Here is a 12,204-nt window from a genome sequence, read left to right as displayed (position 1 = left end):
TATCAGTCTACTTCGTACCATACTTTCGGCTGTAGAGTATAACGTTCGTTAAATGTAAAATCGGGCGCTGTGCCATTACCTATGATGCTGTCAGCCGCTGCTAAACCACCTTGATTCAATCCCTTTGGATTGGTAAGTGCATTGAAAAGCCCTTTACCATTATCAGATCCAAAGTTGACCCGATCATTCACACGCTCGGTCAATGTACGTGTACCAATAAGTAAACGCTGATTGGATAGGTTCGAGCTACGTGGTCCGAGTGTTAGCTCTTGTATGCCTTTGCCTGCTTGTACATATCCAGCAGTACCATTCTTAGAAGCCTCATCGGTACAAATACCGTAAGGTAGGCAATAGAGCTGTCGCTCTGAACCACCTGTAACCTTGGCAGAACAAGAGTCTACAGCACCATAGCTCATGTCTGGATTGTAGACAGTCGTGTATATAAAGCTATCAACCACTTCAGATTTACCGATGCCTTTACCATATCTCACATTACCGTAGCCATCAAAACGAGTCAGAGGATAATACCAGCCTTGTTTGGCTCCCGATTTTAGAGTATTAATGGTCACATTTTTTTGAGCTAAAGTATATCCTGCGGCTGTTAGAGTTCCAATAGCCGAGGGCAACTCTGCTAAATTACTTGAAGCGGTATTGTTAGCTTCTAAATTCACGATTTCTTGACCACCAGATGTTCCCGTAGTCGTAAAATTACTGGCATAAAAAACACTATCTAGCTTAGTAACATCGCTGTCTATGATGCCATATAGCCTATCAGCTTTGGTATTATCACGTATTTTTGATAAAGGCGAGCTGCGGTCACCTGAGATAGCATTAACCAATGCAAACAAGGTATTGCTCGTGTCATTACGATAGAAACTGATAACAGGACGCTCATAAAAGCGATAATTATATTTTGTATCGCCGCCTGTGTAGGCACTTTTGAGTACACGCGTGACTCTGGTATTAGTAAAAGATGTTTCAGGTGATGCGGTTCCTGAGGTGACTGGTTTCACAAAGCCAGCATTAGTAAAGTCTGCACGGAATATCTGACCACCTAAATCTGCAAAATAGATATGATCCATAAAGCCATCGTTATTACGATCCAACGTGGTCACACCAGCGACGATACTGTTGGTCATACTAGTAACAGTATTTGAGGCACCTTGAGAATTAGAGGCATTAGAAGCCGACCAAATCAGCGCGCCTGTTTTGGCATTGATAATATATACAGCATTACCCTTGGTCGATGTTTTGGTTGAACAAGTACCTAAGGCTGTATCTGTGACGCCAACCTGAAAGCTTTCATTTTCATAACACATATCATAGCCACCACCGAATACCAGTACATCAGTACCCGTATCAGTCGTACTAGTTTTTATTTTAGCCTTGGTAGGTTTCTCCCAAATCTGACCCATACGACCAAACCCTGCAGTGGCTGGCGTAATAGCAAATATCATACTTGGATTGTCACTATCATTTAGGTTTAGTCCATAAAAAGCCTCACCGCCCATACGCAAGCCACCATAAGCAAAGACACCTTTACCACCTGCTGTGTTGACATTTACTCTATTATTAGACAAATTATAATTATAATCAGCAGTGACTAACCAAGGAGCATCTATGCCAAAGTTTGGTGACCCTATATCAGCTTTAGTTGCATCTTTAATAAGCGCATTTGACTTACTGACATCCGTCAACATCTCTTTCGGTATGATAACGAATTTTTCTGTACCACCACCATCGCTTTGGTCATCTGCATCTACTAAATGCAAGCCACCTTCTGATGAGCCAAATAGCACGTAATCATCACGCGTATCGGTAACTCTACCAGTAGTCGCATCAAGGTTTGCTGAATAGGAAACGGCCGCTGGGGTAGAATGAATAGTAGCACCAAGCACCTTGATATCTTTCGATACATTAGCTGTGCTAAGTGTCATATCTTTTACAGCTGTACTCGGAAGAATATCGAATCCTAAGAAATTTAATAACTTTTTTAACGTTGCTTCATTATAGGTAGCAGTATCTTTAAATGTAGTATTCGTCAAAGCCACTCCATCTACTACTACCTTACCAGCAACACTTACCCCTACTTTTCTTAAGACTGGTTTTTTAGTAGATGAGTTTTCCCAGTCTTCGACATAAAGCGTTCTAACTGAGGTGACGCCAGTAGCGGGTGTGTTCAATTGCGCGTAAAAACCACCAGATTCCACTTTATCATTGGCCCCAGTGTAGTTCTTATCTGACCACATATCTTGCGTCGCCGGATCCAAATCACCTGCGATACTTTTGAATAGCTTGGCATTACCTTTACCATATAAGGTACCTTCATTTAGGGTATATTTTTTCATATTACCATCCCAAATGACTGAATTTTCAGCGACCTTAGGTTGTAATGTCGGATAATAGGCGACAGCGAGCTGACTATCAGCACGGTAAGGATCGTCAGGGATAACGATTGTACCTGATGGCACCGACGGTAAGGTTTGATTCAAATCACTGACGAAGCTCACGATACTATTGACAATATCATCTGTAGACTGCGCTGAATAAAACCCGCCCTCACCAAAGCCTCCAACTCCTGCTAGAGAAGGATGAGACTTCTCACCCCAGTTACAAGCGTTTTGTGCATCAATATTTGTAATGTTCTTACAATTATAAAAATCACGATTTACTGTAATGCCTGTCTTTGGATTGGTATAAGGAAGATTACGTATCACTCGGTCTGCTAAAGGCTTTGCTACGTCTGCCACTCTATCGACATTAAAATCTGAGCCAAAGCCAACCACTGCGGTATAAATCTCTCTATCTGTTCCTAGAGGATTGATGGTTGGATCCCGTAAGGCTTTGGCAAATGCTCCAACTTCAGGCATACCATTATTATTGTCACTACCACTAGGTAAGGAGTTTGAAGGTACTGAAAAACTATTATTTTTCAATACTGTACGCATTATTCTTGCAGGATCAGGCGAGCTGTTAGGATTACCATCTGTTAAGAAATATATGCCTCGTCCATCACAAGAAGATGGTGATGACAATGGACTGATATAGTTACTACTAGTTTTGGAGGTAGTAACAGATTCGTCAAAACCACTATAATTACCGATACCATTAAGATATACAGTATTCGTGCCTAACATGTAAGCACCGGCCTCTGCATAAGCATTTGCGGTGGGAGTACCATTGGAGCCTATCAAAGCTGCTACCTGTGTCTTAATTAAGCTACGCTGTGCATCATTCACTAATGCTGCTGGTACCAGTATTTTGCCACTCCTTCCATTAGCACCTGTATATTGATTATTACTATTACTCTGTGTAGAGAACTGACCAATACCAATAGATACCTTTTTAGGATCTAGAAGACTACTGTCCATTAAAGTGAAAATCGCATCTTTTAGACGAGTGAGACGATCATAAACCTTGTTCCCATTCTTGTAGAAGTATCTATTATTGGTGCCAGATGTTACATAGTCAAAACCATCGACTGATGGAACGTTATATATTCTTGTACCACAGTCGGCAAAACCGTAGTCAACAGATCCAGAGCCATTGCTATCGCCACACCGATACCACCTACCATTGTCTCTATCCAAGCGATAAAAATATCTTGTTCCAGTTGTGCAATAGTTCTTTATATACGTAGGCGTGGTATTTGAGTTTTCAGAACCTTTTGTAAAAGACACACCAGCAGGTAAGTCACAAGCGTAATTTACCTGATCATTACTCATACTACCCGAAGTATCTAGCATCATGGTGATTGTAGTCTTACCACCTTCTGCCGCTTTATAAATCTCTAAATCGCCAATCTTTTTACCTGCCACATCTGCCTGTGATGCAGGCATTATCATTATCGATGCCATGACAACGACTAGATACTTTAAGGGTACCGTGATCACGTTAGTCGTTCGCTGTACGTCGTCAAATCGTTTCATGACATCTGTCCTTATATTATATCGGTGTAATGAATAAGCAAGTTAAGGCGTTGTAGCTAGTACACATAGCGGATTTAGTGTCCCTTTGCCGAACGGATAACATTTGGTAGAAGAAGAAAGGTTTTCGACATCCGCTTGCTCATACAGCGTTTTGCTAGGTGTGTTAGCCGCTAACAGACAGCCATTTAATGATTTTTTCCCAGCAGCTACGTTGGAGGAAATGCTGGTTTGCTCAAAACATTTATCAGCACCTGATTTTGGTTCACTATAAGCGGGGAGCGAAGAAGTCGGTCTGATATCGAACTGATACTTCTTACTGGTTCTATCCTCAATCTCTTTGCCAAGAACAACAGATTCAAACGGCTTTGCATTGGCACTAGGAGGCGTAACTGTAATACTCATCTGCGTCATGACGGCTTGTCTAGCACTGGTATAATCAGCTGCATCGGTATAATCACAAACACCATTATTCAATCCATCCACATATCCGCCAAGAGGTGCTCTAACAGTCGCACTGTTTGTTAGATAGCTTTGTGTCCGAGGATTAAAGCAATAAATAAACTCATTAATTTTATTCTCTTCAAATAATAAAAAATGACCCAGTGCTCCTGTAGCACTCGTTACATCTCTGTACCCAGTGGAGTCTGCGCTCCCGTTCACCATCACCTCTAGCTTTTGGTTGGCACTATCTGCTGATTGGAGTAATACAGTGTTGATTTGGTCACTGGTCGCCACTTTAAGATCTGTCGTGCTTTGTCTAACTGCTATTGCACCTGCTAGCATAATAAGCACTAAAAATAACAAGACCACTATCAACGTCGCACCTCTCTCGGTGCTCCGATATGCCATATTGATATCTTTTCGTGTCGAACTTGATAAATCGCGGTATCGAATCACTTTGAGTCTCCTTACCAATATGCTATGGGCTAGTTAGATTTACGACACGAGCGTTACGCAATAACGTTGTGGTTTGATAGGTGGTCCGAACTTTCTTTGTACTGCTAGCATCTGTCTTTAGCTTATTATCTGCTGGTAATTGCCCTAACAAAGCAAATTCAGACTGTTCAGCACTTCCTATAACAGGTGTACTACCATGAACAATTAAACCAGCCTTAACAGCAGTTACTACTGGTGTGTCAGCCGTTATATTCAGATAAGCACTACTCGGTAAATAAATCATTCTTCCTGCATTAGCGCCAGTTGTGTACTGTATACCCAATAGCACTTTAAACTGATCGACATTGACAATAAACTCTTGCCCTGCTTGACCAAAATTACGTGAATCACTTGATGGAGTCACAATGACTATTCCACCAGCGGTATTAACGCGCCCTGCATCACATGCCAATACTAAGTCTTTGATAGCACCAGTACTGGTATCCCCGGTTGCCTTACGTAAGAAATAACGCTCAATGACAATGTCATTAACAGCCGCACCTGCACCTTCGCAATCTGTCATTGGAGAGCCTGTGATGTTGGTATATTGAATAGTCAACTGATCGCTATTGGTATTGGTATTGGATATACCTGACCAACCATTAGTACCAACAGTAGCATCTCCTGCGCGTCTCGTTAGATACCCCGTATTAGGATAAGGAGTAGGTGTAATCGGAATGCCAATATTAAGACCTGTTAAAACAATACCACCATTAGGCGTAGTGCCATCAATTCTAGTGGTTGGGTTACCAAGATTGGCTAAGCGAATGCTTTTTTCTAATTGCTGTAACCCAAATACGCTCGCATCTTGTAATTCGCTACCACTGGACTGAATACTACTTGTTTTTACATTTATTAAATATACTTGGATGACGGCTGCAGACACGATTAAACCGAGTACCAAAGAAATCATCAACTCTATTAAGGTGAAACCTACCTGACGATTATTCAGATTTATTTTTTGATGATTATATGACATCAGTATGCCTCCATAATAAAGCACTCTGCGCCATTTTTATAACTGCCATTTGCATTGGCACAAGCATCAGATGCAGTATCATCTAATGTAACTTTCGTATCACCCCAGCTGGCCACGAAACACTGTAACTCTTGCTTGCCTGATGTGCCTGGACAGCCGTTGGGAACCATGCCTATATTAATATCATTGGCGCTTGCATATGATTTTAATAATAATCCATCACGCGTTGCCATTTGGTTGATCGTGCAGGTCTGCGCGGCGGTGGGTGCCGTAGTTGCATTTGTTATACAGTTGTCTTTTGTTATGCTTCCTCCATCAATACTAATAGCGTCTGAAGAGCCATTTATCGCTGCTTTGAAAGCAGCAATACCGCCAGGATTAGCACGCATAGCCTCTGCTCCACCTCGCATGATAGCTAAAGAGCGAGTACGCATAAGGCTTTCGTCGGTCGCTTTTATCGCTGACATTTGCATGGCGCTGAACCCTAACACAGCCACAGCCAGCAATAGTAATGCCACCATCACCTCTATTAATCCTACACCTGCCTGTGTGGCTCCAATCTTCATTAACAGCTCCCAGCACTTATAGTATTAACGTTAGCAATATTAGTAAGTTTTACTTGTTTGGGCGTCTCACTGTTAGAGCCGCTATCACAGATGGTGTATACTACTGTAGCACCACCAACTATTTTTTTGTTTGGTTGAAAAGCAATACTGGTTACAGTAGACGGGGTAATAGTTTGGGTAACAGTGCTCTTATCACTAATATTATAACTAAATATATCGGTATTATTGGCGCGCAATTTAATCGTTTTAGATGTACTGGTGTCAGTATATACAACCGTTACATTCTGACGACGGACAATACTCTCAACCTTGGCTTCCTTTAATGCATTAGCAATAGTAGCCGCAGTCGACTTTACTCGCTGATTGGCCAACTGATTACTGATATTAGGTGCTGCAATACTGACAATAATGGCAAGCACAGCTATCGTTACCATCAGCTCAATCAGGGTAAATCCTGAGCTGGTCATTCGTAAAGGGTATGGTAGATTTTTCGCAGATGCGTTCACATCAAATCCTATTTATGGCTGTATGCAGCCCTAGTTTCTTAATGGTGCTGAGCACCTAGTTTTTATGGTGGTAAAGTCTGTGCCGCTCATCTAATATCTTTAATAATTTGTACAGTTCTCTTGCAATTTCTATTCCATTTTCATTCATAAATAGTGTTGTAGTAACAGCTATAACGCAATGCACAGAGAAACAACAAATTTAGCTAGAGTATATTCATAATATAGCGATAAGGTAACACATTAGCAACATAATAGTAGCCATCAATCGAATGAGAATAATTCTATGACTGACTACCATGCGCTAGAGCATAAGCAATAAGAGGATATTTATGAGAGGTTGGAGCGTTATTGAGGGAGGTAATGCCAGACAAGCTATGTAATGCACGCCCTAGCGCTTGCAGACTAGCACCGGTGGTGGCGACATCATCAAATAATATCAAGCGCTTAGCAGGTGGACTTTCAATTAATGCAAAAGCGTTGTCTAAATTACTCAAGCGTTCAGCACGCGTCAGTCCTTGCTGACTGATAGTGTCATCTATACGCTGCACCCCATGCCATAGCGGTATTTGCCAATGTTTGGATAGGTGCGCTGATAAAATACTAACGGGGTCAAAGCCACGTTTTATCAAACGCTGATTGGTGGTTGGCATGGCGACAATTACGCTGTTGTCGTGATGACAGCCGTGCGGGCGTGGGAGTTGACGCAAAGCGTGTAGCAATAGTGGCAGCTTGGTCATATCTTCGTGATGCTTAAACGCACGAATCGCTTGGCGTATCGGATAATCGTAATAGGTCGCTGCTTGGATAGATAATGTATTACCAGCTGCAATGTCTACCTGAAATGGTTTGGGTAACCAGCTTATGCTGTGATGACAATGCGGACAGAGCAGACCGCTATTTAAACGCTTATCAAAGAAATGGCGCAGATTGGCAACAACCGAATGATTGTTAGGCAAAGAACTAGATATAGAATTAACAGTATTTGATGAGTACTGTGACTCTACTATTTGGGATTTTTTTGGCTGGTCTTGTATCAGCTGAGATTGTGGCACGCTTTGGTGAACACGGCATAACTGGCAACGTATACTCAGATACTCTGCCAGCCATAGTCCGGTTTGATAAGGTGCTAAGCGATACATGCTTTAGGTTTAGGATGAGTATTGATACTAAAAACCCTTCCAGTCATTAAGTACGATACCAAAGCCAATAGACGTGTTTTCATGATTATAGTCGATGATAGACTCGCCATAACCTTGGAACAACTGCACCATACCATTGACGTTTTCTGACAACGGATAGATATAGTCGATTTGTGCAGCGCCCTTGTTAGTGCTTGGATTATAACGCAGGGTACCACTAAGGCTCTGCTGATCAGGCAAATCATACAAGAACTTGATATCGCCATAACCCATATAGTCTTCGATATCTGGATTGTCATCATCGCTGCTATTATCGCTGTTCACGCGAGCCCATAGGCGCGGTATAACTGAAAGCTTACCCCACTCCGCACCGGCCATCAAATAAGCACGATTCCATGAGCGTGATAACGGATCGTCTTGTCCATTAGAATGGTGAATAGCACCGACACCTAACATACGTAGACGGCCACCAAAAGGTAGGTCAGCTGCTACTGGTTGGGTCAAAAATATTTCAGGCTGATAATCAGTCGCGCGGAATGGGCGAGAGTTATCTTCGTTATAAACCTGCCAATGCGACTCTTGTGTATAACCAAACCACAAATCTGCACTGGTATCGAATAAATCTTGAGCAACTTTAGTCTTTAAAGACAACTGAAACTTCAGCTCAGTCTCACGTATGTCATTTGCAGACAAAGACTCTGTTTCTTGAGACGGTGTCCCTGGATTTAAATTGGGATCAGACGTATAAAATAGCGGTAACACGTAGGTTGGTCGATAAGGTCTGACCGTCCAAGTACCACGCTCGCTGTTCTTATCAAGGTCATAAGACAAACTAAGCGGCGTATACTTTTCGATATCGCCTTGCGTGACGCCTACGTTTTCTAAGACTTCTGCTTCTCTTTGCGTCAGTCCAACGGTATCTAAGCTCTCAGTAGAATCTGACTGATTGGCCAGTAAACCTATATCGGTGTTATTAGCCTGCACAATACTCGTGGTATTCTCTTCAGCAAAGACGACTTGCGGGTTACCTGAAATGGTCGATTTGAAGGTTTTTGCCAAATCTAGCGGTTGTTTGGTGCTCGTGTAGCTTGGCGTTTCGCCTTGCTCAGCTACCTTATCGAAGCAGGCCAGACGGGCAGAACTGGTCTGTACTTGCGTACATTCAAAAAACAACTTCGCCTGCTTGGCGACAAAGTCATTACTCGGCAGCTTACTACGATCAATAGGCGTATTAGGGTTTTTTAGACGTTCGTAAACCACTTGTGGAGAGTTGTCATTGTCATATTCAAGCATAGCTTCTGCAACAGGTATCTCATTATAAACCTGACCGTCATTCGCCGCTTGTGCTTGCAAAGCCGTACAGCTTAAAGCGATACCCATAGCGATGCTCAGCTGAGTCTTTGACCCAAACCCTAAAGCCATAAGGCTTCGAGTCTGATGCTGGGGTGTAAGAAGAGCAAACATAAGTGTCCTTTGTCATGATTGGCATTGAAGCCAGTAGATTGTCTAATGCAGGTAGCATCAATAATAGCTAAGCTAAAGTTGGTCGTCAGTGATATAGATATGTGATTGAAAATTATTGGGGCGTGTCGCTCATAACCAGTTTTGGTAGCCATCGGCCATAGCATTGCTGCTTGAACATTGTTGCGTTATTGTAATAAAATTACTGCCATTATACTAGCGTTATCAAGACTTAATCTAGCATAGACTCAATTAATAATGACTTAACAGCCATAATGACAAATCCTTCTCTTAAATAGTAAATGCGGTCATTGTTAAAAGATAAATCACTGAACATATATTAAGAAATCGGTATAAAAAAACCAGCGTCTCCCTCAGCTTATTCGGCTGAGGGAGACGCTGGCTCATCGATGTACTCTTTGGATGTATTTTTTAGTTAAATTGATCGTTCTTTAGAGCATCACATCTACTTTGTCTTATTCAATTCCGTCAATGTTTGCTCAAACTCTTGACGACCGATTTCACCGACTTGCTTATTCACCAATTGACCGTCTTGATAATACAATAGCGTCGGTGGACCAAACAATTGATAACGTGCCAAGATAGCTTTTGAAGCATCCGTGGTTTCCGTGATATCTAAGCGCACCAATTGCCAATCCTGCATCTGTATCGGACGATTGTGGAATAGGTTTTTGTCCATAATACGGCACTCAATACACCATTCGGCAGTGACATCAATAATCACTTTAGGATTAGCCGCGGTAATCACATCCAGCTCCGCAAGAGTGGTAATGCGCACATCATTAGCATTGCTACTGGCATTATTCACGCCAGTCGTCTGGCCAGTCGTTTGCGCCATCATAGGGGAAGTTAGTGAGGCCAGTGGATGCAGACTATCATCGTTACCCAACGCTGCACCGATAACCAGTGTCGTCGCCCAAATACCTGCAATCAACCCCAATGCTTGGGTCAGCATACGACCCTTGCCTATCCAGCTCCATGCCCATGTCGCCACGACCATAAACCATAGCGCCCAGACCAATAGCATGACTGGTGAGATAAAGACGCGCTCAATCATTAACAATGCCACGGCGAATAACAATAAAGAAAAACCCAGCTTGACCCAATTCATCCACTCGCCAGCTTTTGGCATGATTTTGCCTTGCGTTGCCCCAATTAGGATCAGCGGTGCGGACAACCCAAAGCCCAGCATAAATAATGCGGCAAACCCTAATAGCGGACTACCGATGGTCGAGACGGCCAGTAATGCCCCGAACAATGGTGCAGAGACACAAGGCGATACCACTAAGGCTGATAAGAAACCAGCAACCAAACTACCACCCGTACTGCCCAACTTGCTATCACCTGCTTGACTTAAACCTTGCATTTTACTGGTAATGGCGCGCGGTAAACGAATCGTAAAGACACCGAGCATATAGAGTGCTAGCAAAACGAATACAATAGCAAAGCTGATTAAGATAATGGGGTTTTGTAGCCAACCGATGATACCTAATGACTCACCAAAGACAGCAATCACTGCGCCCAAGATACCGTAGGCAATAGAGACCCCTATTGCATAGCTGGTCGTTAGAATCACGCCTTTTTTGACTGTTGGATTTTTCTGACGGGCAACGATGTTAGCAACGATGGGCAACATTGGCAGCACGCAAGGTGTCAATGCCAAACCCAAACCTGCTAAAAATAGCAAGCCAAATGCTAGCCAAGGATGGCTCGCCAAACCAAAAGGATCGTTGTCGATAAAGTTATTAGATAATACGTTGTCGCTGTTGGTCGCCTCACCCGATACGTTGCTATCTGCTCCAGAGAGCGTATTCGCCGCAGCACTACCACCCAAAGAGTCATACTCTAAAGCGCTATCATCAATCAGATCATAATCAATAGCACCATCGTCTGTCAGTGCTTGCTCTTTATCAGGCAAAGCATTCTCAAGATCAGTTGCAGCAGTATCTTCTGATGTCGTGTTAGAGTTTATAGTTGAATTGGTTGTACTCGCAGGACTGTTGTTTGCAGTAGAGCCATTAGACGCAGCCTCTTTGTTCGAAGCACTAGCATTATCTGCCGTTATTTGTGCCGATGTGGCTACAATATCGACAGTCGTATTAATCTTTTCAGGTGGGTAGCATAGTCCAGCTTTCGCACAGCCCTGCCAGCCGACGACAATAGCGGCGTTATCTATATTTTTGCCACTATTATTCGTCAATGTGGTGGTAGCAATCATGTTTGCTTGGTCAAACACCAACACCTTGCCAAAAGTTGGATCATCCATTGAATAGGGTGTTTGGCTAAAGGTGAAAGGCGCGGCCGTCACACCCGCAGGTAGCGTGAGCTTAATTTGCTTCTTGTAGACGTAATGCTCAGGAGTGATATCAAAATTAATTGATAAACGCGTACCAGATTTGGTAGGTGTACTATCAGTACTGACTTGAAACGCCTGATTGACTGGCAAAAATTTTGACTGCCCAGCACTTTTATCGCTACTAAAGAGGTCGCTAAGCCCTGCCGCTTGCACCGTCATCGAGGTCGCTGCCAGACCGGTAAGTAATGAACCACTAGCGATAGCAAGCGCTAAGACATATGATTTTCTTTGACGAGTGGTGGCGCTGAATGATGAGGATTTTCGTAATGTCTTGATGGACATGAATGGCTACCTATTATTACCGATATTTG

The 12,204-nt window shown here is 42.9% G+C and carries 8 protein-coding genes; all 8 read right to left on the bottom strand.

Features of this window, described 5'->3' with window-relative positions; genetic code table 11:
- Nucleotides 1–2: 2 nt before the first annotated feature.
- Nucleotides 3–3,929 carry a pilus assembly protein PilY gene (locus J5X94_RS09395; protein WP_210541077.1) on the bottom strand — a complete coding sequence of 1,309 codons (3,927 nt, stop codon included), beginning with the start codon at nucleotides 3,927–3,929 and terminating at the stop codon, nucleotides 3–5.
- A 42-nt stretch (nucleotides 3,930–3,971) separates the two neighbouring features.
- Nucleotides 3,972–4,778, bottom strand: coding sequence for a PilX N-terminal domain-containing pilus assembly protein (locus tag J5X94_RS09390; RefSeq protein ID WP_228293221.1), 807 nt, complete (start codon nucleotides 4,776–4,778; stop codon nucleotides 3,972–3,974).
- 70 nt (nucleotides 4,779–4,848) lie between these two features.
- The gene (locus J5X94_RS09385) at nucleotides 4,849–5,844 is read right to left on the bottom strand and encodes a PilW family protein (RefSeq protein ID WP_210541075.1); all 996 of its coding nucleotides are present in this window, start codon (nucleotides 5,842–5,844) and stop codon (nucleotides 4,849–4,851) included.
- Nucleotides 5,844–6,410, bottom strand: a complete 567-nt coding sequence (gene pilV / locus J5X94_RS09380) for a type IV pilus modification protein PilV (protein ID WP_210541074.1) — start codon at nucleotides 6,408–6,410, stop codon at nucleotides 5,844–5,846. The genes J5X94_RS09385 and pilV overlap by 1 nt, the downstream gene beginning before the upstream one ends.
- On the bottom strand, nucleotides 6,410–6,916 hold the full coding sequence (locus J5X94_RS09375) for a pilus assembly FimT family protein (RefSeq protein WP_323128904.1): 507 nt from the start codon (nucleotides 6,914–6,916) through the stop codon (nucleotides 6,410–6,412). The genes pilV and J5X94_RS09375 overlap by 1 nt, the downstream gene beginning before the upstream one ends.
- Nucleotides 6,917–7,197: 281 nt before the next feature.
- A complete protein-coding gene (locus J5X94_RS13920; protein WP_228293220.1) occupies nucleotides 7,198–8,055 on the bottom strand; it encodes a ComF family protein in 858 nt (285 codons plus the stop codon).
- Nucleotides 8,056–8,082: 27 nt separating this feature from the next.
- Nucleotides 8,083–9,519, bottom strand: coding sequence for a phospholipase A (locus J5X94_RS09365; protein ID WP_210541073.1), 1,437 nt, complete (start codon nucleotides 9,517–9,519; stop codon nucleotides 8,083–8,085).
- Between the two features lie 463 nt (nucleotides 9,520–9,982).
- Complete coding sequence (locus J5X94_RS09360; RefSeq protein ID WP_210541072.1) at nucleotides 9,983–12,175, bottom strand: protein-disulfide reductase DsbD domain-containing protein; 2,193 nt, start codon at nucleotides 12,173–12,175, stop codon at nucleotides 9,983–9,985.
- Nucleotides 12,176–12,204 lie beyond the last annotated feature (29 nt).

It is taken from the genome of Psychrobacter sp. K31L (assembly GCF_017942195.1).
In the GTDB taxonomy this organism is placed as follows: Bacteria; Pseudomonadota; Gammaproteobacteria; order Pseudomonadales; family Moraxellaceae; genus Psychrobacter; species Psychrobacter glaciei.
The sequence above is the reverse complement of the archived record's forward strand: the minus strand, read 5'-3'. Positions and strand labels throughout refer to the sequence as shown.

What these genes read in the sequence shown, in the direction of transcription:
- J5X94_RS09395 (WP_210541077.1), bottom strand. Translation starts at nt 3,929, where the DNA reads ATGAAACGATTTGACGACGTACAGCGAACGACTAACGTGATCACGGTA.
- J5X94_RS09390 (WP_228293221.1), bottom strand. Translation starts at nt 4,778, where the DNA reads ATGGCATATCGGAGCACCGAGAGAGGTGCGACGTTGATAGTGGTCTTG.
- J5X94_RS09385 (WP_210541075.1), bottom strand. Translation starts at nt 5,844, where the DNA reads ATGTCATATAATCATCAAAAAATAAATCTGAATAATCGTCAGGTAGGT.
- pilV (WP_210541074.1), bottom strand. Translation starts at nt 6,410, where the DNA reads ATGAAGATTGGAGCCACACAGGCAGGTGTAGGATTAATAGAGGTGATG.
- J5X94_RS13920 (WP_228293220.1), bottom strand. Translation starts at nt 8,055, where the DNA reads ATGTATCGCTTAGCACCTTATCAAACCGGACTATGGCTGGCAGAGTAT.
- J5X94_RS09365 (WP_210541073.1), bottom strand. Translation starts at nt 9,519, where the DNA reads ATGTTTGCTCTTCTTACACCCCAGCATCAGACTCGAAGCCTTATGGCT.
- J5X94_RS09360 (WP_210541072.1), bottom strand. Translation starts at nt 12,175, where the DNA reads ATGTCCATCAAGACATTACGAAAATCCTCATCATTCAGCGCCACCACT.